The sequence below is a fragment of the Cellulosimicrobium sp. BMG9.23 genome (assembly GCF_059159985.1).
This window is the reverse complement of sequence record NZ_JBZGBZ010000001.1, coordinates 347357-372885: the sequence shown is the minus strand read 5'-3', so window position 1 is coordinate 372885 and position 25529 is coordinate 347357. Positions and strand designations below refer to the sequence as shown.

Annotated in this window: 24 protein-coding genes; 8 read left to right on the top strand and 16 right to left on the bottom strand. The window is 73.9% G+C overall.

Going from position 1 to position 25529, the window contains the following annotated elements:
- Nucleotides 1–43: 43 nt before the first annotated feature.
- The 4 genes from AC4H2G_RS01565 to AC4H2G_RS01550 are packed head-to-tail and all read right to left on the bottom strand — an operon-like array spanning nucleotide 44 to nucleotide 4476.
- Nucleotides 44–1699 carry a succinic semialdehyde dehydrogenase gene (locus AC4H2G_RS01565; RefSeq protein WP_494363991.1) on the bottom strand — a complete coding sequence of 552 codons (1656 nt, stop codon included), beginning with the start codon at nucleotides 1697–1699 and terminating at the stop codon, nucleotides 44–46.
- A 9-nt stretch (nucleotides 1700–1708) separates the two neighbouring features.
- Nucleotides 1709–2803, bottom strand: a complete 1095-nt coding sequence (locus AC4H2G_RS01560; protein WP_494363990.1) for a GNAT family N-acetyltransferase — start codon at nucleotides 2801–2803, stop codon at nucleotides 1709–1711.
- Nucleotides 2804–2807: 4 nt separating this feature from the next.
- A complete protein-coding gene (locus AC4H2G_RS01555; protein WP_494363989.1) occupies nucleotides 2808–3344 on the bottom strand; it encodes a GNAT family acetyltransferase in 537 nt (178 codons plus the stop codon).
- 7 nt (nucleotides 3345–3351) lie between these two features.
- Nucleotides 3352–4476, bottom strand: a complete 1125-nt coding sequence (locus AC4H2G_RS01550) for a GuaB3 family IMP dehydrogenase-related protein (RefSeq protein ID WP_494363988.1) — start codon at nucleotides 4474–4476, stop codon at nucleotides 3352–3354.
- Nucleotides 4477–4681: 205 nt separating this feature from the next.
- Here AC4H2G_RS01550 and AC4H2G_RS01545 point away from each other — a divergent pair, with 205 nt between their 5' ends.
- Together AC4H2G_RS01545 and AC4H2G_RS01540 are read left to right on the top strand one after the other, a co-directional pair.
- Nucleotides 4682–5377, top strand: a complete 696-nt coding sequence (locus AC4H2G_RS01545; protein WP_494363987.1) for an exonuclease domain-containing protein — start codon at nucleotides 4682–4684, stop codon at nucleotides 5375–5377.
- Nucleotides 5378–5519: 142 nt separating this feature from the next.
- Nucleotides 5520–7055: a helix-turn-helix domain-containing protein gene (locus AC4H2G_RS01540; protein ID WP_435738806.1), complete on the top strand. Its 1536-nt coding sequence runs from the start codon at nucleotides 5520–5522 to the stop codon at nucleotides 7053–7055.
- Between the two features lie 67 nt (nucleotides 7056–7122).
- Here the strand turns inward: AC4H2G_RS01540 and AC4H2G_RS01535 are convergent, their stop codons facing one another.
- Complete coding sequence (locus AC4H2G_RS01535) at nucleotides 7123–7761, bottom strand: Rid family hydrolase (RefSeq protein ID WP_494363986.1); 639 nt, start codon at nucleotides 7759–7761, stop codon at nucleotides 7123–7125.
- 371 nt (nucleotides 7762–8132) lie between these two features.
- Here AC4H2G_RS01535 and AC4H2G_RS01530 point away from each other — a divergent pair, with 371 nt between their 5' ends.
- Nucleotides 8133–9746 (top strand): flavin monoamine oxidase family protein, encoded by a 1614-nt coding sequence (locus AC4H2G_RS01530; RefSeq protein WP_494363985.1) that lies wholly within the window; start codon nucleotides 8133–8135, stop codon nucleotides 9744–9746.
- 256 nt (nucleotides 9747–10002) lie between these two features.
- Here AC4H2G_RS01530 and guaB read toward each other — a convergent pair whose 3' ends face one another.
- Nucleotides 10003–11550: an IMP dehydrogenase gene (gene guaB / locus AC4H2G_RS01525; RefSeq protein WP_494363984.1), complete on the bottom strand. Its 1548-nt coding sequence runs from the start codon at nucleotides 11548–11550 to the stop codon at nucleotides 10003–10005.
- Between the two features lie 115 nt (nucleotides 11551–11665).
- Nucleotides 11666–12769 (bottom strand): MerR family transcriptional regulator, encoded by a 1104-nt coding sequence (locus AC4H2G_RS01520; RefSeq protein WP_494363983.1) that lies wholly within the window; start codon nucleotides 12767–12769, stop codon nucleotides 11666–11668.
- 365 nt (nucleotides 12770–13134) lie between these two features.
- Between AC4H2G_RS01520 and AC4H2G_RS01515 the strand changes: the two genes are divergently transcribed.
- Complete coding sequence (locus tag AC4H2G_RS01515; protein WP_435738801.1) at nucleotides 13135–13425, top strand: WhiB family transcriptional regulator; 291 nt, start codon at nucleotides 13135–13137, stop codon at nucleotides 13423–13425.
- Nucleotides 13426–13599: 174 nt separating this feature from the next.
- Here AC4H2G_RS01515 and groES read toward each other — a convergent pair whose 3' ends face one another.
- Complete coding sequence (groES, locus tag AC4H2G_RS01510; protein ID WP_021482870.1) at nucleotides 13600–13896, bottom strand: co-chaperone GroES; 297 nt, start codon at nucleotides 13894–13896, stop codon at nucleotides 13600–13602.
- A gap of 278 nt (nucleotides 13897–14174) precedes the next feature.
- On the opposite strand from groES, the gene AC4H2G_RS01505 reads away from it, so the two are divergent.
- The 3 genes from AC4H2G_RS01505 (at nucleotide 14175) to AC4H2G_RS01495 (ending at nucleotide 17432) form a co-directional block, all read left to right on the top strand.
- Entirely contained in the window at nucleotides 14175–15443 is a 1269-nt protein-coding gene (locus tag AC4H2G_RS01505) for a class I SAM-dependent methyltransferase (RefSeq protein WP_494363982.1), read from the top strand.
- A gap of 4 nt (nucleotides 15444–15447) precedes the next feature.
- Nucleotides 15448–16584: a glutamate--cysteine ligase gene (locus tag AC4H2G_RS01500; RefSeq protein WP_494363981.1), complete on the top strand. Its 1137-nt coding sequence runs from the start codon at nucleotides 15448–15450 to the stop codon at nucleotides 16582–16584.
- 98 nt (nucleotides 16585–16682) lie between these two features.
- Entirely contained in the window at nucleotides 16683–17432 is a 750-nt protein-coding gene (locus tag AC4H2G_RS01495) for a class I SAM-dependent methyltransferase (protein WP_494363980.1), read from the top strand.
- Here AC4H2G_RS01495 and AC4H2G_RS01490 read toward each other — a convergent pair.
- The gene (locus AC4H2G_RS01490; RefSeq protein WP_494363979.1) at nucleotides 17426–18544 is read right to left on the bottom strand and encodes a hypothetical protein; all 1119 of its coding nucleotides are present in this window, start codon (nucleotides 18542–18544) and stop codon (nucleotides 17426–17428) included. The two genes, AC4H2G_RS01495 and AC4H2G_RS01490, sit on opposite strands and share 7 nt — an antisense overlap.
- Nucleotides 18541–19608, bottom strand: coding sequence for a tRNA (adenosine(37)-N6)-threonylcarbamoyltransferase complex transferase subunit TsaD (gene tsaD / locus AC4H2G_RS01485; RefSeq protein WP_494363978.1), 1068 nt, complete (start codon nucleotides 19606–19608; stop codon nucleotides 18541–18543). The genes AC4H2G_RS01490 and tsaD overlap by 4 nt, the downstream gene beginning before the upstream one ends.
- 99 nt (nucleotides 19609–19707) lie before the next feature.
- On the opposite strand from tsaD, the gene AC4H2G_RS01480 reads away from it, so the two are divergent.
- On the top strand, nucleotides 19708–20328 hold the full coding sequence (locus AC4H2G_RS01480) for a malonic semialdehyde reductase (RefSeq protein WP_494363977.1): 621 nt from the start codon (nucleotides 19708–19710) through the stop codon (nucleotides 20326–20328).
- A 1-nt stretch (nucleotide 20329) separates the two neighbouring features.
- On the opposite strand, the gene AC4H2G_RS01475 is transcribed toward AC4H2G_RS01480, so the two are convergent.
- The 6 genes from AC4H2G_RS01475 to AC4H2G_RS01450 form a co-directional block, all read right to left on the bottom strand.
- Nucleotides 20330–21223, bottom strand: coding sequence for a sulfurtransferase (locus AC4H2G_RS01475; RefSeq protein WP_494363976.1), 894 nt, complete (start codon nucleotides 21221–21223; stop codon nucleotides 20330–20332).
- On the bottom strand, nucleotides 21220–21762 hold the full coding sequence (rimI, locus tag AC4H2G_RS01470; RefSeq protein ID WP_494363975.1) for a ribosomal protein S18-alanine N-acetyltransferase: 543 nt from the start codon (nucleotides 21760–21762) through the stop codon (nucleotides 21220–21222). The genes AC4H2G_RS01475 and rimI overlap by 4 nt, the downstream gene beginning before the upstream one ends.
- Nucleotides 21759–22478 carry a tRNA (adenosine(37)-N6)-threonylcarbamoyltransferase complex dimerization subunit type 1 TsaB gene (gene tsaB, locus AC4H2G_RS01465; protein WP_494363974.1) on the bottom strand — a complete coding sequence of 240 codons (720 nt, stop codon included), beginning with the start codon at nucleotides 22476–22478 and terminating at the stop codon, nucleotides 21759–21761. Before tsaB ends, rimI begins: the two co-directional genes overlap by 4 nt.
- Nucleotides 22479–22487: 9 nt before the next feature.
- The gene (gene tsaE / locus AC4H2G_RS01460; RefSeq protein WP_494364111.1) at nucleotides 22488–23045 is read right to left on the bottom strand and encodes a tRNA (adenosine(37)-N6)-threonylcarbamoyltransferase complex ATPase subunit type 1 TsaE; all 558 of its coding nucleotides are present in this window, start codon (nucleotides 23043–23045) and stop codon (nucleotides 22488–22490) included.
- A 92-nt stretch (nucleotides 23046–23137) separates the two neighbouring features.
- The gene (alr, locus tag AC4H2G_RS01455; protein ID WP_494363973.1) at nucleotides 23138–24490 is read right to left on the bottom strand and encodes an alanine racemase; all 1353 of its coding nucleotides are present in this window, start codon (nucleotides 24488–24490) and stop codon (nucleotides 23138–23140) included.
- Nucleotides 24491–24515: 25 nt separating this feature from the next.
- The gene (locus AC4H2G_RS01450) at nucleotides 24516–25424 is read right to left on the bottom strand and encodes a pseudouridine synthase (RefSeq protein WP_494363972.1); all 909 of its coding nucleotides are present in this window, start codon (nucleotides 25422–25424) and stop codon (nucleotides 24516–24518) included.
- Nucleotides 25425–25529 lie beyond the last annotated feature (105 nt).

Genomic DNA, 25529 nt, shown 5'->3' with positions numbered 1-25529 from the left:
ACCCCGACGGGTCTTGGCGGAGCAGACGCCGCGACGCGTCGGGTCAGGGCAGGCGCAGCCGTCGCATGACGTCGAGCGCCGTCGTGAGCACCCGGCTCGGCAGCTCGCCGCCCAGCTCGTAGAGCGTGTCGAGGCTCAGGCCCTGGTTCGCGCCGCGCTGCACGGAGATCGTCTGCGTCTCCGTGAGCGCCTCGATCCCTTCCCGTCCGTGCCGTCGCCCGAGCCCGGACGCCTTGAACCCGCCCATCGGCGCGCCCACCGAACCGAAGGTGGCCGAGTAGCCGTCGTTGACGTTCACGCTGCCCGCCTCGACCTGTGCGGCGATCCGGCGGCCCCGCGCGACGTCGCGCGTCCACACGCTCGCGTTCAGGCCGTACTCGGTGTCGTTCATGACGCGCACCGCTTCCTCGTCGCTCGCCACGCGGACGACCGACACGACCGGGCCGAACGTCTCCTCCCGGGCGCACCGGGCGTCGTCGGCCACGTCGTCGAGGACGGTGGGCGCGTAGAAGAACGGCCCGATGTCCGCGCGGTGCACGCCGCCCGCGAGCACGCGGGCGCCGCGCGCGAGCGCGTCGTCGACGTGCTCGACCACACGGTCGAGCTGCGCCTGCGACGTGAGCGACCCCATGTCCGCGGAGTAGTCGAGGCCCGCGCCGAGCCGCATCGCGCGCACGAGGGGGACGAACTCGTCGAGGAAGGCGTCCGCGACGGCCTCGTGCAGGACGAGGCGCTCGATCGAGACGCACAGCTGGCCGGAGCTGCCGAAGCAGGCCCGCACGGCCGCGCGCGCCGCCGTCGGGACGTGCGCGTCCGCCGCGACGTAGAGCGGGTTCTTGCCGCCGAGCTCGAGCGTCGCGCCGATGAGCCGCTCGCCCGCGCGCGCGGCGACCTTGCGACCGGTCGCCGTCGATCCCGTGAACGCGATGTGGTCCACGTGGTCCGTCAGGGCCGCCCCGACGTCGCCGCCGCCCGCGACGACGAGGAACAAGTCGGCCGGGAGGCCCGCGCGCTCGAGGAGCTCGGCGCCCCACAGGGCGCTGAGCGTGGTCTGAGGGTCCGGCTTGACGACGACACCGTTGCCTGCGAGCAGCGCGGGCACCGCCTCGGCGAAGGCGAGCGTGAGCGGGTAGTTCCAGGGCGCGATGACGCCGACGACCCCGACGGGCCGCCGGTGCACGCGCGTGCCCGTGAGCACGGGCAGCATCCCCGGCGCGCGGCGGTCCGCGAGGTAGCGCGGACCGCGCACGGCGTAGTGGCGCGTGACGATCGCGACGTCGGCGACCTCCTCGTACGCGCTGCGGCGCGACTTGCCGGACTCCATCTGGACGAGGTCGAGGCCGTCGGACTGCTCGGCGAGCACGAGCTCGCCGAACCGCCGCACGACACGGGCGCGCTCGCCCACCGGCACACGTGCCCAGGCGCGCTGCGCGGCGCGTGCCCGTTCGACGGCGAGCGCGACGTCGTCGGGCGACGACGTGGGGAACGCCGCGAGCGGCGCGCCGGTGAAGGGCAGGACGGATCGATGCGTCCCGGAGGCGCTGCTCGTCACGATCCGGGCGACGAGCGGTGCGACGACGTCCGGCTCGAGGAAGTAGGTGGCCGCGGGGTTCTCCGGGTCGAGCAGGCCGTCGAGCGCGGCGTCGTCGCCGGGGACGGGACCGGGCGAAGGGTTCGAGGAGCCCGAGGAGCTGGTCATGGGGACAGGCTACGTCGTCGCGCTGACAGCCAGCTCCCACGTCGTGAGCACCGGCCGGAAGCCGTGCCGGGCCCAGAACGGGGCGGACAGCGGGTTGAGCACGCCGTGGTGCAGGAGGACGGTCGTGCCCGCGCCGCTCCCGTCCCGCACGCGGTCGAGCGCGGCCTCGACGAGCGCCGACCCGAGGCCCCGCCCTCGCAGCGCGTCGTCGACGTGGAGGAGGACGACGTAGGCCGCGGGGCCCCGCGTCACCGCGCCCGCGACGAGCCCCGAGAGGCGCGGCGGCTCGACGGCCACGACCCCGACCACGCCCGCGTCGGGCTCCGCCGACTCGGCGACGAGCACGGTCGTGTCCGGGCGCGCGACGGCGGCCGCGACCTGGGGGGCGAGCGTCGCGCGCGCGTCCTCGCGCACCCGGGCCGACCCGACGAGCGCGTCGAGGGCGAGCTCGGCGAGCTGGTGCTCCACGACGGCCTCGACGTCGGCGGGCACCGCGTCGCGCAGCACGACACCGGAGGGCAGGCCCACCGGGGAGCCGCCGGGGCGGGCGTCCCGGCGCGCCGCGAGGTGCGCGACAGGCCGCAGCCCGGACGACGCGAGCGCCGCGACGGCCTCGACGTCGCGGCTCGGCCACAGGACGGCGAGCGCTTCGTCGGCGGGCACTGCGTCCGGTACCGCGTCCGGCACTGCCTCGGACGCTCCGTCGACGGGCGCCGCGTCCAGGGGGGCGGAGGTCGGCGCCGGGCGACCGGAGCGGTGGTCGGTCCGCACCTCGGTGAACCAGGCGGCGACGAGCGCGGTGACCGCACCTGCGACGTCGGGCCCCGCGGCGCGCGCTCGCAGGCGGCACTCTCGCAGCGCGCGGAACGTCGCGGCGGTCGAGCGCGCGTCGACGTCCGACCAGGTCACGACACCCACCGCGCGCGAACCGTCCGCGAGCCGCACACCGAGGATCCCCTCGGCGTCGGAGCCCGGGGCGAGGAGGTCGGGCACGGCGACGAGACCGTCGAGAGCACCGACCCGCGCGCGGTGCTCCGCCTCGAGCTCCGCCACCTCGTAGCGGGTGGGCCGCCACGGGGTCCACGCGGAGGTCGCGCCGCTCACCACGTCACGCGTCGCCGAGCCGTCGGCCGAGGACCGTGCACTCCTGGTCGACGTAGCCGAGGCGCTCGTAGAAGCCCAGCACGGCGTCGTTGGTGGACCGGACCATGAGCCGGACGGCACGTGCGCCCGCCGCCGCGAGCCAGGCCTCCGCGGCCACGACCATCTCTCGGCCGATGCCCGCGCCCTGGACCCGCGGGTCCACGGCGAGGTAGTACATCCAGCCCCGGTGACCGTCGACGCCGATCATCGCCGTGGCGACCACCTCGCCGGGGCGAGGTGCATCGCCCGCCGCGGCCGCGTCGTCGGGCACGAGAGCCGGTGCCACCCGCCCGACGAGCACGGTCGACGTCTCACCCAGCCGGGCGTCGGCGATGTCCCGGTACGGGTCGTTCCACGGCCGCGTCAGGTCGCACGCGCGCCACAGCCCCACGACGGCCTCGACGTCGGCGTCGGCGACCTCGGCCACCTCGAGCACGCTCGACGGCGCCGCGCGCCCGCTCACGTGGTCGACGGACGGCCCGTCGGCGACATGTCCCGCCATCGCCGGCTCAGCGCGGCTGGTAGGGCGAGACGACGACCTCGACGCGCTGGAATTCCTTGAGGTCGGAGTACCCGGTCGTGGCCATCGCGCGGCGCAGCGCGCCGACGAGGTTGAGCGTGCCGTCGGCCTGGCGGCCCGGCCCGAAGAGGATCTCCTCGAGCGTGCCGGCCGTGCCGACGCGCACGCGCTCGCCCCGCGGGAGCTGCGGGTGGTGGGCCTCGGGCCCCCAGTGCCAGCCGCGGCCCGGGGCCTCCTCGGCGCGCGCGAGCGCCGCGCCGATCATCACCGCGTCGGCGCCGCACGCGACGGCCTTGACGAGGTCGCCCGAGCGGCCGACGCCGCCGTCGGCGATGACGTGGACGTACCGGCCGCCCGACTCGTCGAGGTAGTCCCGACGCGCGGCCGCGACGTCGGCCACGGCCGTCGCCATGGGCGCGTGGATGCCCAGGGAGACGCGCGTGGTGTGCGCCGCGCCGCCGCCGAACCCGACGAGGACGCCCGCCGCGCCGGTGCGCATGAGGTGCAGCGCCGCGGTGTACGTCGACGCGCCGCCGACGACGACCGGGACGTCGAGCTCGTAGATGAACCGCTTGAGGTTGAGCGGCTCCGCGACACCGGACACGTGCTCCGCCGAGACGGTGGTCCCGCGGATGACGAAGAGGTCGACGCCCGCGTCGACGACCGTCTGGTAGTGCTCCTGGGTGCGCTGCGGCGACAGCGCGCCGGCGACCGTGACCCCGGCCGCGCGGATCTCCTTGAGCCGCTGCGTGATGAGGTCGGCCTTGATCGGCTCGGCGTAGATCTCCTGCATGCGCCGGGTCGCCTCGACCGGCTCGAGCTCCGCGATCTCCGCGAGCAGGGACTCCGGGTCCTCGTAGCGCGTCCACAGACCCTCGAGGTCCAGGACGCCGAGCCCGCCGTGGTTGCCCAGCGCGACCGCGGTCGCGGGGCTCATCACGGAGTCCATGGGTGCGGCGATGATCGGCAGCTCGAAGTGGTAGGCGTCGATCTGCCAACCCACCGAGACCTCCTCCGGGTCGCGCGTGCGCCGGGACGGCACGACCGCGACGTCGTCGAAGGAGAACGCGCGCCGCCCGCGCTTGCCACGTCCGATCTCGATCTCGTTGCTCACCGGGCCAGCCTACCGGCGGCTCGGGCGGCCGGAGGGCCGGTCCGCGTCCTGGTCGGCGCGGGCGCTGTGGGTGGGCCCTGGGAGGGTGGCGCCACCGTCGGCCGGTCGGGCCGACGGCGGCCCACCGGGTCGGGCAGGACCGTGTGCGGGCGCGACGGCAGGCGTGGGTAGGTGTGGGCAGGCGTGGGTATGGAGGCGGTAACGGATGAGCTGGACGGCGGGGCCCCTGGTGGCCTTCGACACGGAGACCACCGGGCTCGACGTCGACGTCGAGCGCATCGTCACGGCGGCCCTCGTGCTGCGCGGTCCGACGGGGACCACCGTCCGCACCTGGCTCATCGATCCCGGCGTCGCGATCCCGGCCGACGCGACGGCGATCCACGGCATCGGGACGGCCCACGTCGTCGCGCACGGCGCCGCACCGCGCGTCGCGCTCGACGAGATCGCGTCGCTGCTCGTCGACCACCAGCGTGCCGGTGTGCCCGTGGTCGCCTACAACGCGGCCTTCGACCTCACCCTGCTCGACGTCGAGCTCGCCCGGCACGGGCTGCGCACGCTCCCCGAGCGGCTCGGCCGTCCCGTGCGGCCCGTGCTCGATCCCCTCGTCCTCGACCGGGCGGCGGACCCGGACCGGGAGGGCAAGCGGCGCCTGACCGACCTGTGCGAGCACTACGGGGTGCGGGAGACCGGCGCCCTGCACACCGCGGACGTCGACGCGCTCGCGACGCTCTCCGTGCTCGACGCGCTGGTGGTCGCGCACCCGCGCCTCGCCGCGACGACCCTCGACGCGCTGCACGACCACCAGGTGGACGCGCACCGCCGGTGGGTGGACGAGCTCGACGAGGAGCGGCGCGAGCGCCCCTACGTGGGCGCGGGGGCGGACGGTCGCTGGCCCGTCTGAGCCCGGACCTGCGGCTTCGTCCTCGCGGCTTATCTCACGAGACGAATGCTCGTGCCTGCAGTGACGTCGAAATCTTGCCCGCTACTCGCGACGCGTTCGCTTCCGCCCTTCGCATATCTCATCCATGAGTTATCGTCGCGGCATGACGATGATCGATGACGCACCCCTCACGCAGGTCGGCGCCCTCATCCGCGGCGCCCGCCAGAACCGTGGACTGACCCAGACCCAGCTCGCCGAGCGCCTCGGCACGAGCCAGAGCGCCGTGCACCGCATCGAGCAGGGCGCCCAGAACGTCAGCCTCGAGATGCTCAACCGCATCGGTCTCGCTCTCGACTCCGAGATCATCAGCCTCGGCGGCCCGAAGCGCTCGCACCTGCGCGTCCAGGGAGGCCACACCCTCTCGGGGACGATCGAGGTGAACTCCTCCAAGAACGGAGCCGTCGCGCTGCTGTGCGCCTCCCTGCTCAACCGTGGTCGCACGACCCTGCGCGGGGTCGCGCGCATCGTGGAGGTCGACCGGATCGTCGACGTCCTGCGGTCCATCGGCGTCGTCGCGACATGGGCACCGAACGGTCGCGACCTCGAGATCGTCGCGCCGGCCGCGCTCGACCTGTCGTCGATCGACGTCGAGGCCGCGCGGCGGACGCGCTCCATCATCATGTTCCTCGGACCGCTGCTCGGGCTCCGCGACACCTTCGAGCTCCCGTACGCCGGTGGGTGCGACCTCGGCACCCGCACGGTCGAGCCGCACATGATCGCGCTGCGCCCGTTCGGGCTGTCCGTCACCGCGACCGGCGGCAACTACCACGCGACGGTCGCCTCGGCCGACGGGCGTGACCTGTCCGTCGTGCTCACCGAGCGCGGCGACACCGTCACCGAGAACGCGCTCATGGCCGCCGCGAGCCGCGACGGCGTGACCACGATCCGCAACGCGAGCCCGAACTACATGGTCCAGGACCTGTGCTTCTACCTCGAGCTGCTCGGCGTCCGGATCGACGGCATCGGCACGACGACGCTGCGCGTCCACGGGCGCACGGGCATCGACGTCGACGTCGAGTACGCGGTCTCCGAGGACCCCGTCGAGGCGATGAGCCTGCTCACCGCCGGGATCGTCACGGGGTCTGAGATCACCGTCTCCCGCGTCCCCGTGGAGTTCATGGAGATCGAGCTCGCGACGCTCGCCGAGATGGGGCAGCGGTACACGCTGAGCGCCGAGTACCTGTCGCGCAACGGCCGCACCCGGCTCGTCGACGTCACCGTGCACCCGAGCGAGCTGCGCGCCCCGATCGACAAGATCCACCCCATGCCGTTCCCCGGGCTCAACATCGACAACCTCCCGTTCTTCGCGGTCATCGCAGCGGGTGCGCACGGCACGACGCTCATCCACGACTGGGTGTACGAAGGCCGGGCCATCCACCTCACGGACCTCACGCGCCTCGGTGCGGACGTCCGCCTGCTCGACGCGCACCGGCTCCAGGTCACCGGGCCGACGCGCTGGTCCGGCGCCGAGGTGAGCTGCCCGCCCGCGCTGCGCCCCGCCGTCGTGATCCTGCTCGCGATGCTCGCGGCGAAGGGCACGTCCGTGCTGCGCGGCGTCGACATCATCGCGCGGGGCTACGAGCAGCTCACCGAGCGTCTCCGTGAGCTCGGCGCGCAGATCGAGGTCTTCCGCGACTGAGCGCCCTGCGCGACGGTTCGGCCAGAGCTGCGGCCGGTCCCGGGAGCACCGGGGCCGGCCGCAGGCGTCACTTCGGGTAGACCGCGTCGACCTCGACCTCGACCAGCCAGCCGTCGACGGGCAGGTTCTCGATCTCGAGCGCGAAGCGCGACGGCCGCGCAGCGTTGACGACCATCGGCGTCGTCGTGGCCGAGCCGAGCTGGACGTCCATCGTCGCGCCCGTGGCGAGGTTCGTGTTGGCGAAGAACTGCCGGTACGCGCGGTTCCAGCCGGCGAAGTCCATCTTCTCGGCGCCCGCGGGGTTCTGGAGGAAGACCCGCATCGATACGACGTCGTCGTAGGAGAGACCGGCCTTCTCCAGGTTCTCGCCGATCCGCATGAGCGCGTTGATGCCCTGCGCCTCGGTGATCGTCACGCCGGCAGGGAGCGTCCCCCCGGGAAAGACGTCGGTCGGGATGTACCGCTGCTCCGCGGTGGCGCCGGGCGCGCGGTTCAACGCCGAAGGACCCAGACCGGACGACTTGTACCAGGCGACGTTCTTGCCGAACGCGACACCGTCCGCGATGGACGCGGTGTCGCCGGTGATGAAGGAGACGGCCTCGGTGGGCTTCGGCTGGAAGAGGCTGCCGGCGGCGACGGCCGTCCCGGGCACCGCCACGGCGGCGGTGAGGGCGACGGCGAGGACGACCTTCGTGCGGTTCTTCATGCGTGCCTCCAGGAGGGGAGAAGACGGGCGCCGCCCTGGCACCCGACGCGGCCGAGCGAGAGCCTCGGCCGGAGCCGCGAACGTAGCGACCGGGCGTTTCGACCTCGTGACGCCCGCGTGTCGTGGCGGGTTCACGCCGCACCACGGAGAAGACCTGCACCCGCGGGGTCGCGCGACGATGCCGAGCAGGGCCCGAAGAGGGCGAAACGAGACGTTTACGAGGTCCGCGCCGCGTTGACCGGCGCGAAACGCGCCGGACCCGCGTTCGCGACGCGACGTCCCTAGCGTCGGCGACGGTGCTGACGGCGGCACCCGGCATCGAGCGCCGGGAGGGCAGTCCGTCAGGCTTCACGACGAGAGGTCCGAGCCACATGGTCACAGACGAGAGCACGACCGGCGTCTCCCGGCGCAACTTCCTCCAGGCGGTCGGCGCTACCTCAGGCGCCGGCGTCATGTTCGCCACGATGGGTGCCGTCGGGCTCGCGCCGACGGCGGCTGCGCAGCCGAGGAACGAGTCCTGGATCGCTCCGACGAAGAGCGACTTCACCCTGACCGGGCGTTCCGCCAAGAAGGTCGTCGTCGTCGGTGCGGGGCCGGCGGGCCTGGCGTCGGCCTACGAGCTGCAGAAGGCCGGCTACCAGGTCACCGTCCTCGAGGCGCGCCACCGTCCGGGAGGACGCACGCTGACCATCCGCGGCGGGGACTCGGAGACCGACGTCAACGGGGTCACGCAGACGGCCCGTTTCGACAAGAACATCTACATGAACGCCGGTGCCGGCCGCATCGCGCAGTGGATGGTCACGATGGACTACCTGCGCGAGCTGGGCGTGCCCTACGAGGTCTTCACCAACGCGAACGCCGACGCGTACCTCTACAACGAGCGCACCGGCGCCACGCCGGGCAACCCCGTCCGGTACCGGACCGCGAAGGCCGACGTCTTCGGGTACACCTCCGAGCTCCTGACCTACGCGGCCGACCAGGGCGCGCTCGACCAGAAGCTGACGGCCGCCGACAAGGAGAACCTGCGCTCGTTCCTGCGCAGCTGGGGCTCGCTGAAGGCCGACGGCACCTACCAGGGCGGGGACAACCGCGGGTACTCGGTCTACCCGTCCGCGTGGAACGAGCACGGCACGCCTCTGCCCGGCCCCGGCAGCGTCTCGGAGGTCCTCGGCTCGCGGATGGGCATGTACTTCCCGTTCGAGATCAACTGGGAGCAGTCGATGCTCATGTTCCAGCCCAAGGGCGGCATGGACACGACGTTCGACTACTTCGTCCGGGCCATCGGCAAGCAGAACGTGCTCCTCAACTCCCCCGTCACGGCCGTGGAGAACACCACCGGCGGCGTCCGGGTCACGTACACCGCGCACAACGGGAAGGCCCGCCAGATCGACGCCGACTTCGCGGTCGTCTCGGCGCCCGCGGGGCTCATGCGCCGCTGGCAGACGAACTGGGGCCCCGACATCGACGCGGCGCTCGGAGAGTTCGCCGTCGGGGCGCCGGCGGGCAAGATCGGGTTGCAGTACCGGTCGCGCTTCTGGGAGGACGACCACCGGATCTTCGGCGGCATCACGGAGACCGACATGGACCTCGCCCACGTCTGGTACCCGTCGTACGGCTACGGCGAGCGCAAGGGGCTCGTCGTCGGCTACTACAACACGGGCATCAACGCACGCACGTACGGCGACATGGCCCCGAAGCAGCGCGAGCTCCGGGCCGTCGAGCAGGGCGTCAAGATCCACGGCGAGAAGTACCGCACCGAGCTCGAAAGCTCCTTCTCCATCGCGTGGCACAAGGTGCCCTACATCGAGGGTGCATGGGCCTACCCGAACACCCAGTCGTCGCGCTTCAAGCAGCTCCAGCAGGGCGCAGGGAACGTCTACTTCGCGGGCGACTGGATGTCCGAGATCTCGGCCTGGCAGCACGGCGCGTTCTGGGCCGCCCGGTACGCCGTCCAGGCGCTCCACACACGGGTCATGACGTCCTGAGCACCTCGCCGCTCGCCGTCCGCCCGTCACGACGACGGGCCGGACGGCGGAGCTGAGGTCGGGCTGGACGGCGGAGCTGAGGTCTGGCCTGACGGGGCTGACGACCGGGTCGGACGGGGGGCGGGTCGTGCCGGGTCGTGGTGGGTCTGGCGGGAGCCCGCGAGGAACGAGCGGGCGGATGGTAGACCCGGCACGACCCGCCCCCCGTACGGCCCAGCCCCGTCCGCCCCGGCCCGGCCCCCGTCCGACGCGTGGCTCAGAACCCGGTGTAGTTCGGCGCCTCGGCCGTGATCTGCACGTCGTGCGGGTGGCTCTCCTTGAGCGACGCGGACGTGATGCGGATGAAGCGGCCCTTCTCCTGCAGCTCGGGGACGGTGCGCGCGCCGACGTAGAACATCGTCTGGTGCAGCCCGCCGACGAGCTGGTGCGCGACGGCCTGGAGCGTGCCCTTGTACGGCACCTGCCCCTCGATGCCCTCCGGGACGATCATGTCGTCGCTCGTGACCTCGGCCTGGAAGTACCGGTCCTTCGAGTACGACTTCTTGCCGCGCGACGACATCGCGCCCATGGAGCCCATGCCGCGGTAGGCCTTGTACTGCTTGCCGTGGACGAGGATCGTGTCGCCGGGCGACTCCTCGGTCCCCGCGAGCATCGAGCCGAGCATGACCGCCTCGGCGCCGGCGACGATCGCCTTGCCGATCTCGCCCGAGTGGCGCATGCCGCCGTCGGCGATGACCGGGACCCCCGCGGGGCGCGCGGCGAGCGACGCCTCGTAGACGGCCGTGACCTGCGGGACGCCCACGCCCGTGACGATGCGCGTGGTGCAGATCGAGCCCGGCCCGACGCCCACCTTGACGGCGTCCGCGCCCGCGTCGACGAACGCCTGCGCGCCCTCGCGCGTCGCGACGTTGCCGCCGATGACCTGGACGTCGCGCGTCGCCGGGTCCGTCTTGAGGCGACGGACCATGTCGATGAGCATGCGGACGTTGCCGTGCGCCGTGTCGGCGACGAGCACGTCGACGCCCGCCTCGATGAGCGTCGTCGCGCGCTGCCACGCGTCGCCGAAGTATCCGATCGCCGCGCCGACGAGCAGGCGGCCCTGGCCGTCCTTCGACGCGTTGGGGAACTGCTCCGACTTCACGAAGTCCTTGACCGTGATGAGGCCGGTGAGGTGCCCGTCCGCGTCGACGAGCGGGAGCCGCTCGATCTTGTGCTTGCGCAGCAGCGCGGTCGCGTCCTCGCGCGAGATGCCCGACGGTCCGGTGATGAGGGGCTGCCGGGTCATGACCTCGTCGACCTTCGTCGTCGCCCACTCGGCGACGGGCGTGAAGCGCAGGTCGCGGTTGGTGACCATGCCGACGAGGCGCTGCTGCGCGTCGAGGACGGGGAAGCCGGAGATGCGGTACTCCCCCGCCGTCCGGTCGAGCTCCTCGAGCGTCGCGTCCGGCCCGATCGTCACGGGGTTGGAGATGATGCCGGTCTGCGTCCGCTTCACCAGGTCGACCTGGTACGCCTGGTCCTCGATGGACAGGTTGCGGTGCAGCACCCCGATGCCGCCCTGACGTGCCATGGCGATCGCCATGCGGGACTCCGTGACCGTGTCCATGGCCGCCGAGATCAACGGGACGCGGATCGAGATCTCGCGCGTGAGGCGGGTCGTCGTGTCGATCTCCGACGGCGCCAGGTCCGAGTACCCGGGCTGCAGCAGCACGTCGTCATAGGTGAGCCCGAGGAAGCCGAACGGGTCGTGCCCGGGCGCGGGCGAGGGGGCGGGCGTGGAACCGGGGGCGGGCGAGGCGGTCACACCCGGATTCTACGCCGGGAGGCCGCCCGGTATTCCCGTGCGCGAACCGTCCCTCGTCGACCGCGGAGTGCCCGACGGCGCTCCGGTCCGCTTGTCGGTCGGCGTCCCGCGGTGGTCAGCGCACGACCGCGAGGAGCTCGTGGAGCAGCCCGGTGAAGCTGCGCACGCGGTGCACCGTCGGTGCGAGCGGGAGGTCGGCGGCGACCTCGTCGCTGGGCAGACCGACGAACACCGGAAGGCCGGGGTTGGCCTCGAAGGTGGCGTGCACGATCCCGAGGTCGGGCCGGTTCTGCGTGGTCACCATCGCGACGGCCGCGGGACGGACCATCGTCACGAGCTCGAGGGTGCGGTGGACGTTCGCCGGACCGGTGACGATCCGTGCCATCGCGCCGTGCGCGCCGAGGGCGGCCGCGAGCGCGTGCGCGGCGAGAGGCAGCGGCTCGTCGGGCGCGGCGAACACCAGCACGATGCGGCGCATGCGGCTGGGGTGGTTGCGCGGCGGACCGCCCGCCGCCACGATCGCGTCCTCGCGCGACTGCGTGTACTCGCGCAGCGCGCCGAGCGTCGCGTTCGCGAGCACGACCTCGGGCACCTCGCCGGAGGTCGCGAGGACGGTGCGCTCGGCGAGACGGTCGAGCGCCGGCTCGACCAGGTCGGACCACCAATCGGCCGGGTCGACGCCTGCCGGGATCCGCAGGAGGCGGTCGCACGTGCGCTGGTCGTAGGCGATGGCCGCGTCGACCACGTCGGAGACGGTCACGGGGCGCGCGTCGCGCAGCCCGCCGACCCGGGGGACGGCGGGCCCGCGCTTCTCCCCTCCCGGGACGGCGCGCAGGAACGGGCGCGGCCCGCCACCGCGCGGGGCCGTCCCGACGGCGGCCTCGTCGTCGTCGGTCTCGTCGGCGTCGATCAGCTCGTCGGCGTCGACCACCGGGTCCGCGGGCTCGAGGGTCGCGTTCGTCCCGCGGTGGGCGGCCAGCTCGTCACCGTCGGCCGTGAGAGCGTTCCGGGCGGCGTCCGCAGGGGCCACACCCTCCAGCGTCAGGCGACGCATGATGAAGAGGCGGGCGACGTCGTCGTCGGTGTAGCGGCGGTGCGAGCCGGCGCGGTGCTCCGAGGGCCCCAGGCCGTAGCGGCGGTCCCATGTGCGCAGGGTCGCTGGCGCGACGCCGAGGCGTCGGGCGACGACGGCGACGGCGAGACCGGGACTGTGGGGCATGGTCGGTCGGGCTCCCTCGGGGTCGGGGGCGGACCGCACGGAGGTCATGGATCGATTCTGCCGATCACGACCACGTCCCGCCACTCGCCCGACCGGACCTCGACCACACCGTGACCTGGTTCGCGCCGCACGCTGTGCAGCAGTTGTTCATTCCGCGAACGAACGCGTCAGCGGCGGTGGCATCGCGCCGCGATCGACCCGCGACCCCCGTTTCGCACCTCCGATCCACCCGCTGGCGCGATGCGAGGTGCCGTCCGGCGCGATGCCCAGCAGAGTGCACCCGGAGCACCTTTCCACGACCTGGGGATTCACGGGATCCACACAGGGGCTTGAACAACTTCTGCAACGCTTGTAGGTTGTTCGCCATGGCAGAGATCTCAAGGCTCCCCGGACCGGTGATGGAACTCTGGGAATGGCAGTACCAGGGTTCGTGCCGCGATCAGGACGACACGTTGTTCTTCCACCCCGAGGGCGAGCGCGGCTCGACGCGACGACGACGCGCAGAGGCCGCGAAGGCGATCTGCCACTCGTGCCCGGTGATGATGCAGTGCCGTGAGCAGTCGCTGCGCGTCCGCGAGCCGTACGGCGTGTGGGGCGGGCTGAGCGAGGACGAGCGCGCGGCGATCCTCGCGGGCTCCGGGCGCAAGACGGGCTGACGCGCGGGGCATGACCGCTGCAGGTCGACGACGACCCGCGGCACCACGGAACCGGTCGGCGCGAACGCTCGGCGCCGACACCGCTGCGACGGGTGGGGCGACCCGTCCGCGGCGACGACAGGGCCCCGCGACCGGGACGGTCGCGGGGCCCTGTGGCGTTCGGTGCCGGCTGGGTCAGCCGACGACCACGGCGAGGATGTCGCGCGCGGACAGGACGAGGTAGTCCTCGCCGCCGTACTTGACCTCGGTGCCGCCGTACTTGCTGTAGATGACCTTGTCGCCGACGGTCACGTCCAGGGGGACGCGGTTGCCGTTGTCGTCGACACGGCCCGGACCGACTGCCAGGACCTCGCCCTCCTGGGGCTTCTCCTTGGCGGTGTCCGGGATGACCAGGCCGGATGCGGTCGTGGTCTCGGCCTCGAGGGCCTTCACGACGATCCGGTCCTCGAGCGGCTTGATGGGGACCGACACGTCGGACCTCCCCTTTCGCGATGAGAACTGCTGACGGTTGGGTCGAGCGCACCGTGGCTGGCCGTCGTCGCGGGTGCCGGCAGCCGGGTCGCTCGTGGGGTGGCCACCGTCGCAGACGGCGCCGACCCGCTGCCCAATCTAGGTCGCGGTTAGCACTCGGTCAAGGCGAGTGCCAGCGTGTTCGCGCAGGGCGGCGCGGCGCGGACCACGACCCTCGGCGATCGGCACCTCGCCGGGCCGGGGCGCACGCGGGCGCACGTCCGTGGAAGGATCGACGCATGGATGCCGCCGCGCTGTCGAAGCTGCTCAGCCCCGAGGGCTGGGCCCTGCTCGGCGCGCTGCCGCCCTACGACGAGCACCAGGCCCTCGTCCTGTCGGCCGGTCTGCGGGCGAAGGGCGTCGATCCCGACCTCGCGGCAGCGGCGCTCACGCAGTCGCGCCTGCGCGCCGCGGCCCGCGCCAAGTTCGGGGCGTTCGCCGACGGCATGCTCTTCACCCAGGCCGGTCTCGAGCAGGCGACCCGTCTCGTCGTCGCGGCCCGGCACGCGCACCGGTACCTCGAGGCGGGCGTCACGAAGGTCGCCGACCTCACGTGCGGCATCGGCGCCGACTCGCTCGCCTTCGCCGGGACCGGTCTCCACGTGCTCGCGAGCGACGTCGACGAGCTCACCGCCGCCCTCGCGACCGTCAACCTCCGCCACTTCCCCGAGGCGGAGGTGCGCCACGGGGACGGGCTCGCGCTCGACCTCGCGGCCGAGGGCGTCGAGGGCGTCTACGCCGACCCCGCGCGACGCACCCGCTCCGGGTCGCGCGTGTTCGACCCGCGCGCCTACGCCCCGCCGCTCGACGCCGTGTGGGCCCTGCGCGACCAGGTCCCGGCGGTGGGTATCAAGGTCGGCCCCGGGATCTCCCACAACGGGCTGCCTGCCGACGCAGAGACCGAGTGGGTGTCCGTCGACGGCGACGTCGTGGAGGCCGCCCTGTGGTTCGGCCCCCTCGCTCCTGCCGGTCCCGGCCGCGCCGCGCTCGTCCTCACGACGCGCACCGCCGACGACGGGACCGAGCACACCGTCGCCCGCTCGCTCGCGCACCGCCCGGGCGACGACGACGTCGTGGCCGACGCCGGCGACGTCGGGCACTACCTCTACGAGCCGGACGGTGCGGTGATCCGCGCGGGCCTCGTGGGGCACGCGGCCGCGGAGCTCGGAGGCCGGCTCCTGGACCGCACCATCGCGTACGTCACGACGGACTCCCCCGCACCGGTGGGCGACAACGGTCTCGCGGCCGGGCTCGCGCGCGGGTACCGCGTGCTCGACACCATGCCGTTCGGCCTCAAGCGGCTGCGCGCCTACCTGCGCGAGCGCGGCGTCGGGCGCCTGACGATCAAGAAGCGCGGGACGGCCGTGACGCCCGAGCAGCTGCGCAAGCAGCTCGCGCTCACCGGCGACGCCGAGGCGACGCTGGTCCTCACGCGGATCGGGGGGCAGCAGCGCGTCCTCGTCGTCGAGCCCCTGGACCGGCTCACGACGACCGGTCGAGAGGGCTGACGCCGTGGAGATCCCCTTCGCGGGCTCGGAGCGCTCGACCGTCGGGCTCGAGTGGGAGCTCGCGCTCGTCGACACGGACTCCGGCGACCTGCGGCAGGTCGCGCAGACCGTGCTCGACGCCGTCCGGCCCGCCGGGGCCGGCGAGCACCCGTCCATCAAGCAGGAGCTCCTGCTGAACACGGTCGAGGTCGTCAGCGGCGTGCGCCGCACGGTCGGCGAGGCGGGCCGGGACCTCGAACGCTCGATCGAGGAGATCCGCGCCGTCACGGACCCGCTGCGCGTCGAGCTCATGTGCGCGGGAACGCACCCGTTCGCGCGCTGGGCGCAGCAGAAGGTCACCGACAAGCAGCGCTACAACACCCTCATCGACCGCACCCAGTGGTGGGGACGGCAGATGCTCATCTACGGCGTGCACGTGCACGTCGGCGTCGAGGACCGGGACAAGGTGCTGCCGATCCAGCGCGCGATGCTCACGTGCTTCGCGCACCTGCAGTCGCTCTCGGCGAGCTCGCCCTTCTGGGGCGGCAAGGACACCGGGTACGCGTCGAACCGGGCGCTGATGTTCCAGCAGCTGCCCACCGCGGGCCTGCCGTTCCAGTTCGAGGCCTGGGCCGACCTCGAGGGCTACGTCGCGGACATGCTGCACACCGGCGTGATCGACGACTTCAGCGAGATCCGCTGGGACCTGCGCCCGGCGCCCCGGTTCGGCACGCTCGAGACCCGCATCTGCGACGGCACGACGAACATCACCGAGCTCCTCGCTCTCGCCGCGCTGACCCACTGTCTCGTCGAGCACTTCTCGACGCTGCTCGACGAGGGCCGCGAGCTGCCGACCCTGCCCCCGTGGTTCGCGCAGGAGAACAAGTGGCGCTCGGCGCGCTACGGCATGGACGCGATCGTCATCCTCGACCGCGCGGGGCACGAGGAGCTCGTCACCGACGCCGTGACGCGCCTCCTCACCGAGCTCGAGCCCGTGGCCGCGCGCCTGGGGTGCCTCGACGAGCTCGACGGCGTGCGCACGATCCTGCGACGCGGCGCGTCGTACCAGCGCCAACGTGCCGTCGCGCGGCGCAACGGCGGCGAGCTCGACGCCGTCGTGCGCTCCCTGGTGGCTGAGATGCGCGCGGGCCGTCCGCTCTAGGCGCCGCACAGCAGCCTGGCCTCAGCATGTAGCCGTCCGTATCCAGCAGGCGGTCAATTCTCTGGCCTGGCGACGACCTCGAGCGCAAGGATCGCGGCATGGACCCCGCCGACTTCTACACCGGGCTCGTCGCCGAGCTCTACGCCCCCCTCAAAGGGCGGGACGAGCCGCCGGAAGCCTATGTGCGCTTCGTCCAGGACGCAGGAGAGCCGGCGCTCGAGCTCGGGTGCGGCGACGGCGAGCCCCTTCTCGACCTGCGCGAGCTGGGCCTCGACGTCGAGGGCGTCGACTCGTCGGCCGACATGCTCGCGCGCTGCCACGAGCTGGCCGGGCAGCGTGGCCTCGACGTCGTCCTCCATCACCAGCGGATGGAGGAGCTCGACCTCGGCCGGCGGTTCCGCGCGATCTTCCTCGCCGGCCCGACCTTCACCCTCCTGCCCGACGACGAGACCGCACTCGCGTCGCTCCGCGCGATCCGCGCCCACCTCACGGACGACGGCACGGCGCTCGTCCCGCTGTTCGTGCCGGAGCCGACCCCGCCCGCAGAGATCGGCCGGTTCCGCGAGACGACCCGCGACGACGGCGCGACCCTGCGCGTCGGGGTCGTCGAGGAGGAGTGGGACGAGGTCGCCCGGACACGTCGCAGCACGCTGCGCTACGAGCGGGTGCTCGACGGGGTCAGCACGACCGACCACCGGGTGTGGACGATCCACTGGTACACACGGCCGGGCTTCGAGGACCTGGCCGCGGCAGCGGGGCTGACGGCGGTGGACGTGCGGGGCGACGACGGGAGCCCCGCCGGACCGCACGAGACGAGCGTCCGGTACGTGCTGCGCGCCTCTCAGTAGTCCGTGACCGTCACGCCCAGCGCGGCGGCCTGCTCGTCGAGCCATTCCGCGGACCACTCGTCCGTGTCGCACGGCGACGACGACCGGTCCGCCGCCTCGCGCGAGTAGCCACCCCACGACAGCACGCGGCACGACGCGTCCGTCTCGACCGCACGCTGCCACTCCTCGTCCTCGGCGAGCCCCGAGTCGACGGCCGACTGCACGAGGTCGAAGTCGTGCCACCACTGGATCATGTGCGACAGCTCGTGGGCGAGGAGGAACTCCTTGGTCGCGGGGTCGGCCCCGTCCGCCCACCACACGAAGAGCGTCCGCGGGTAGGAGGGGTGGAAGCAGCCCGCCACGCCGTTCGCGTAGGCGTCGTGCTCCTCGACGTGCACCATGCCGCAGTTGTACGTCGGGTCGTCGGTGAACACCACGTCGATCCCCTCGTTCGCCGGGTTGAGGGCGAGCACCCACTCCGTGGGGTCGGGGTGGTCGGGCAGGAACGCCGGCACGGCCGACGCGCCACCCGGCACGGGGTCGGGGAGCTGCTCGGCGTAGTCTCCCGCCCGCCAGCGCGCCTCCGTCCCCGAGGCCGACGGCGCGGCGTCGGGGCTCGGGTCCTCCCAGACGGTGGGCGGCGGGACGGAACCCTCCTGCTCGGTCGGAAGACCTGCCGATCCGCCGGGACGCGACTCCCATGGAGTCGGCGTGCCGCTGTCGTTCACGAAGTAGCCGACGACGACCAGCAGCACCACCACGAGGACGGAGAACGGGCCCCGCGCGCGCCGGCGGCGACGAGCCGGGAGGAAGGGTGCCGCCTGACCGTACCCGGCCCCGTGTGCACCCGAGGGCGCAGGGGTGCCGTAGGGCGGGGCGGGGTTTCCGTACGGCAGCGGCGCGGCCGGCGTGCCGTAGAGCGGGACGTGCGGCGGTGCGGACGGTCCCTGGGCGGGCACCGGTAGCGCAGGGACCTGGGCCACGAGCGCGCGGTGCTGCTCCGCCCAGTACTGCGCCGCGCGCTCGGCCTCCGCGCGGTACGTCCCGGTGGACGACGCCGCAGCGCGCCACCACGCGTGGGCGCGCCGCAGCGCCTCGTCCGGGGTGAGCCCGGGCTCTGCCGGGGTGCTCACACGTGCGTCACGGTGAGCGGCATCGACGAGTCGACGCCGATGTCGAGGCTCGAGGGCGCGACGCCCGCGCGCACGACGGCCGACCCGAGCGCCGCGATCATCGCCCCGTTGTCCGTGCAGTACCGGATCGGTGGGATGCGCAGCTCGATGCCCGCCTCGGCGCAGCGCTTCGCGGCCATGTCGCGGAGCTGCGAGTTCGCGGAGAAGCCGCCGCCCACCACGAGGGTGTCGACGCCGTGGCGCCGGCACGCGGCGATCGTCTTGGCCGTGAGGACGTCGGCGACGGACTCCGCGAAGGAGGCCGCGACGTCGTGCACGGGGATCTCCTCCCCGGCGTCCTGCCGCGCCTCGACCCACCGTGCGACGGCGGTCTTGAGACCGGAGAAGGAGAAGTCGTACGCGTGCTTCTCCTGGTCCTTGCGCGCCGTCAGGCCGCGCGGGAAGCGGATCGCGGTGGGGTCGCCCTCGCGCGCGAGCCGGTCGATGTGCGGGCCACCGGGGTAGGGCAGGCCGAGGAGGCGGCCCACCTTGTCGAAGGCTTCGCCCGCGGCGTCGTCGAGCGTCGAGCCGAGCTCGGTGACCGACGTCGCGACGTCGTCGACGAGCAGGAGCGAGCTGTGCCCGCCGGACACCACGAGGGCCATCACGCGCTCGGGGAACGCGCCGTGGACGAGCTCGTCGACGGCGGCGTGGCCGATGACGTGGTTCACGCCGTACAAGGGCTTGCCGAGCGCGAGGGCGAGCGCCTTCGCCGCGGACGCGCCGATCGTCAGCGGTCCGACGAGCCCGGGACCCGCGGTGACGGCGATCGCGTCGACCTCGGACAGGTCGACGTCCGCGGTGCCGAGCGTGCGCTCGAGCGTGGGGATCATCGCCTCGAGGTGGGCGCGCGACGCGACCTCCGGGATGATGCCGCCGAACCGCGCGTGCTCGTCCATGGAGCTCGCGACCGTGTCCACGAGGAGCTCGCGGCCACGGACCAGGGCGACGCCGGTCTCGTCGCAGGACGTCTCGATACCGAGCACGAGGGGCTCGCCGCCGCTCGCGACCACAGGGGAAACCATGGGGTCCAGGGTAGTCGGGCGGCGGGCGAGCGCTGGGCTGTCGCACACGTCACACGCCCTGTCGGGAAGATGGTTGAATCTTTGACCGTTGCCCCGGGCATGACCACTGAGACTCTCGCCCCCGCAGCACTGCACATCGACGACGCCACCGCGGACCGCCTCTTCCGCGAGGCACGCACCACGGCCCGGTTCACCGACGCCGAGGTGACCGACGAGCAGCTCGCCGCGGTCTACGACCTCATCAAGTGGGGCCCCACCGCGATGAACACCGTCCCCCTGCGCGTGCTCGCGGTCCGCTCCCCCGAGGCGCGCGAGCGCCTGGTCGCCCACATGGCCGACGGCAACAAGGAGCGCGTCGCGACCGCGCCGCTGTCGCTCGTCGTCGCGTACGACCCCGCGTTCCACGTGCACCTCGACACGCTGTTCCCCCACGTCCCGGGCATGCGCGACAACCTCGACGGCGTGCCCGAGGTGCGCGACGACATGGCGCGCACGAGCGCCCTCATCCAGACCGGCTACCTCGTGGTCGGCCTCCGCGCGGCGGGCCTCGCCGCCGGGCCGATGAACGGCATGGACCGCGACGCGATCGACGCCGAGTTCTTCGCGGACAACGGCTGGAAGTCCATGCTCGTCATCAACGTCGGCGTCGCCGACGGCGAGGGCACCCCGTACCCGCGCGCGCCCCGCCTGGCCCCCGAGCAGGCCGTCGCGATCGTCTGACCTACGCGCCCGGCCCGGTCTCGACAGGCCGGGCCGGGTCGTTCGACCACTGCGACCACGACCCGGCGTAGAGCGCCGCGTCGATCCCGAGCGTCGCGAGCGCGGCGATCTCGTGCGCGGCGTTGACGCCCGACCCGCAGTAGACGCCGACCGGGGCGTCCGCGGTCGGCCCAGCGGGGACACCGAGGGCCGCCGGGACACCGAGGGCCGCGAACCGTTCGCGCAGCGCCGCGTCGGCGAGGAACGTCCCGTCGGCCTGGAGGTTCCCGGTCGTCGGAGCGCTGAGCGCACCCGGGACGTGGCCCGCGCGCGGGTCCACGGGCTCGACCTCGCCGCGGTAGCGCTCGCCCGCGCGCGCATCGAGCAGCAGGCCCGACGCCGCGAGCCGGGCCGCGCCGTCGGCGTCGAGGACCGGCAACGCACCCGGGGTGACGACGACGTCGCCCGGCTCCGCGCGCACCTCGCCCTCCTCGACCGGCAGGCCGGCGCGCTCCCACGCCGCGAGACCGCCGTCGAGGATCCGCACGTCGTCGTGGCCCGCCCAGCGCAGGAGCCACCACGCGCGCGCCGCGGAGGTGCCGCCGACGGTGTCGTAGACGACGACCCCGCGGTCGCCGCGCACCCCCCACCGACGGGCGGCGTCCTGCAGGTCCTGCGGGTCCGGCAGCGGGTGCCGTCCCGCAGCGGGCGACGGCGCCGCCGCGAGCTCGGTCTCGAGGTCCGCGTAAACGGCTCCGGGCACGTGGCCCGCGAGGTGTCGCTCGTGACCGTCGGTGACGCCGAGCGCCCAGCGGACGTCGAGGACGACGGGAGCGTCGGCGGGATCGCGGTCGGCCGAGCCGAGGGCGGCCGCGAGCGCCGGGGCCTCCACGAGGACCCGGTCCCGGGACGTCACGCGAGGACGCTCCCCGCGTCGGAGGCGGTGCCGTAGTCGGGGTCGTCGTCGCCCAGCGGGGTGAGCTCGAGCCGCATCGTGTACGCGTCGATCCCCTCGGGCTGGTAGTAGCGCTTCCGGATGCCGAGCTGCTCGAAGCCGTGCTTGGCGTACATCGCGAGCGCCACGTCGTTGTCGACGCGCACCTCGAGCAGGACCGCGTTCGCGCGCAGCTCGCGCGAGCGCGCGACGAGGGCGTCCAGGAGCGTCGAGCCGACGCCCTGGTGCTGGAACGCGTGGTCGACGCCGATGGTCATGATCTGCGTGACGTCGCCGTCGAACCACAGGCCCGCGTAGCCGACGACCGGCTGCGGTCCGGCCGCGTAGAGGCGCACGGGCTCGGCCGCGACGTACCAGCGCCCCAGCCCCGCGAGCTCGTCGGCGAGCATGCCGTACGTCCAGGCGCTGCGGCCGAAGAGCTCGCGCTCGAGCTCGACCACGCGGTCCAGGTCCGCCGCCCGCAGCGGACGCAGGCGGATCTCGTACCGGCGCGCGCTCATGGGGTCGCCGCCGGCGTGCCGTCGCTCACGCGCTTCGCGCCCGCTGGCTCCTGGACGTCCGGACGACGCAGGTACAGGGGCTCGGTGGGCTGGTCCACGCCGGCGTCGCGCCGGGCGATCGCGAGCCGGGCGAGCACCGCGGCGTCGGGCACGAGCGGCGCGTCCTCCGCGAGGTCGAGCGCGTCGGCGTAGAGCGACGCGCCCTCGCCGACGACCGTGGCCCCTGCGGCGGCGTCGGCCACGCCCGCGGCCGGTCCGACGTCCGGTCCCGCGACCGTCTCCAGCACCGGGACCGCGTGCGGGCCCTCGTGCGCGACGACGCGGTAGCGCGCCCAGTACACCTCGCGCCGGCGGGCGTCGGTCGCGACGAGGACCTCGTCGTCGGGAGTGAGCCCGAGGTCGCTCACGGCCTGCGCGGCGAGCGCGTCGAGGCTCGGCACGCCGAGCACGGGGATGCCGAGCGCGAAGCCGATGGCGCGCGCGGTGACGAGACCGACGCGCAGCCCGGTGAACGGCGCCGGGCCGGTACCCACCGCGACCGCGGTGAGCGCCGACCGCTCGACGCCGGCCTCCGCGAGCGCCTCCTCGACGAGCGGGGCGAGGGCCTCCGCGTGCCGACGGCGCTCGGGCGCCTCGCGCCGGGCCAGGCGGGCGCCGTCGTCCCCGACGACGGCGACGGTCACGGACGCGGAGGTGTCGAGCGCGAGAACAGCCACGGAACCAGCCTACGGCTGTGCGGGCGGCGTCGTGGCGTCGCCGCCGTCCGACGACTCCCCCGGGCCGGCCCCGGCGCGGACCCCGGCGGCCCGGGCGAGCGCGTCGACGTCGAGGCCGGACCAGCGCGGGCCCACGGTCCGCAGGACGACGCGCCGCGCGCCGGCCTCGGGTGCGTCGTCGGTGTCCACCCCGCCGCGCGGACGCTCCAGGACGATCTCGAGCCGATCGCCCGCCAGGGACTCGACGAGCCCGCTGCCCCACTCCACGACGGTCACCGACTCGTCGAGGCTCGAGTCGAGGTCGAGCGCGTCGACCTCGTCGAGCGAGCCGAGGCGGTACGCGTCCACGTGCACGAGCGCCGGACCGTCCGTGAGCGACGGGTGCTCGCGCGCGACGATGAACGTGGGCGACGCCACCTGTCCGCGCACTCCGAGCCCCGCGCCGATGCCCTGCGTGAGCGTCGTCTTCCCGGCACCGAGGTCGCCGGTGAGGACGACGAGGTCGCCCGCGCCCAGGACGCCCGCGAGCGCGGCGCCGAACGCGAGCGTCGTCTCCGCGTCGGGCAGGACGAGGTGGAAGGAAGACCCCTCGGCAGAGGCGGTGGGGTCGGCGGTGCTGTCGGCGGTGGGGTCGGCGGTGCTGTCGGCGGTGGGCTCGGTCACGGTGCCGGGGTCCTCTCGGGTGCGGTCGGGTCGGTCGTCGCTCGGGCCAGCAGGGCTTGCGCGGCGTCGTCGAGCACGTCCAGGCCCACGGGCACCCGCGGGACGCGCGCGCCGAGCCGGGTCGTGATCTCGTAGCTGATGGTGCTCGCGGCCTGCGCCCAGTCCTCCGCGGTGGGCGCACCGCCATGCTCGAGGCCGGTGCCCGCGCCGAACAGCGTGACGACGTCGCCCGCCTGCTCGGTCGCTCCGGGTCCCAGGTCGAGCATCACCTGGTCCATGCACACGCGGCCGCGCACGCGGAGCACGCGCTCGGTCGCGCCGGCGCCGACGAGCACGGGGCCGCCGGGCGCCGTCGTGCCGGTCGTCGCGGTCGGACCCGTGGGACCGCCAGACGCGTGCCGGGGGATCCCGTCCCCGTAGCCGAGCGGCACGACGCCGAGCACGGTCTCGCGCTCCGTCGTCCAGGCGTGCGCGTACGAGACGCCCTGGCCCGGGCCGACGTTCTTCACGGTGGCGAGCCGCGCCTCGAGCGTCATCGCGGGCCGCAGCCCGAAGTCCTGTGGCGGCCCGAGCTGCGGCACGGGCGACATCCCGAAGACGGCGAGCCCCGGACGCACGAGGTCGTAGTGGGTGCGCGGCGCGGTGAGCGTCGCGGCCGAGTTCGCAAGGTGTCGCACCTCGAGCTGCGCGCCCGACGCCTCGGCCAGCCGTACGGCGTCGTCGAGGGCCTCGGCCTGCGCGACGACGCTCGGGTGCCCCGGCTCGTCCGCGAACGCGAGGTGGGACCAGACCCCGACGACCCGCACGAGACCCTCGGCGGACGCGCGAGCCGCGGCGTCGATGACGGCCGGCAGGTCGACGGGCATGACGCCGTTGCGCCCGAGGCCCGTGTCGACCTTCACGTGCACGCGCGCCGTACGGCCCGACGCGCGCGCCGCGGCGACGACCTCGTCGAGCGCCCACGGCGCCGCGACGGACACGTCCACGTCGGCGTCGAGCAGCTCGCGCAGCGGCGCGCCGGGCGGGTAGAGCCACGTGAGCAGCCGCGCGCGGTCGGGACCGACGCCCGCCGCACGCAGCGCGAGCGCCTCGCTCGGTTGGGCGGTGCCGAGCCACGTCGCGCCGCCCGCGAGCGCCGCGAGGGCGCTCGGCACGAGCCCGTGGCCGTACGCGTCGGCCTTGACCACGGCCATGACCTGCGCCCCCGGCGCGTGACCCGCGAGGGCGCGGACGTTGTCCCGGATCGCCGCGAGGTCGACGACGGCGCGCGCCGGGTAGGCGCGCGCGTTAGGGCCGCCGGTCGTGGCGGACGACCGGCCGGCGGGAGTCGTGCGCTGGGTGTCGCTCACGGTCGACGATTCTCTCACCCGTCGCTCACCAGGCGTCGAGCACCCGGTCGGTCTCGAACCGGCGCGGGCGGTCGTCGAGGGGGTCGACGAACTCCAGCGAGCGCGACACGAGCTGCAGCGGCCGGGAGTAGTCGTCGGGCGCGACGTCGTACTGCTGGGGGTAGAAGTTGTCGTGCAGGATCGGCACACCGAGGCCGTTCATGTGGAGGCGCAGCTGGTGGGTCTTGCCGCTGTGCGGCTCGAGCCGGTAGCGCGCGAGCCCTCGGGTCTCGTCGGTCTCGAGGACGTCGACACGGCTCTCCGCATTCGGCTCCCCGTGCACCTCCTCGGCGCGCATCACGCCGCGCTGCTTGACGATGCGGCTGCGGACCGTGGCCGGGAGGGCGAGGGACGGGTCGTACGGGGCGACCGCCTCGTACGTCTTGCGGACCTCGCGGCGCGCGAAGAGCTCCTGGTACGCGCCGCGCACATGCGGGCGGATCGTGAGGAGAAGGACACCGGCCGTGACGCGGTCGAGGCGGTGCGCCGGGCTGAGCTCGGGCAGGTCGAGGTCACGACGCAGGCGCACGAGGACCGAGCGCGCGACGTGGGCACCGCGCGGGATCGTCGCGAGGAAGTGCGGCTTGTCGACGACCAGCAGGTCCCGGTCGCGGTGGAGGACGCGGATCTCGAACGGCACGTCGGGCTCGACGGGCGGGTCGCGGTAGAGGAACACGAAACCGCGCGGCGCGTACGGCGTGCGGTCGTCGACGGGCCGACCACCCCCGTCCACGACCTCGCCCGCCGCGACCTTCTCGGCCAGGCGCGCGGCGTCGTCGGGAAAGCGGTGCCGCACGTAGTCGAGCGTGCGCGTCCAGCGCGCGACGCTCGCGGCGTCGTGCGGCAGGACGAGGCGCGTCGGGTTGAGGCCGTCGCGCACGGGGAGGGGGACCACCCGTCCACGGTACCGGCGGGCGGTCGCCCGACGCCGCCCGCCGAACCCCGGGTTGTGCGCCACGGCCAGCGAATCCTGCCGCACAACCCAGGGTTCGGCCCGTTG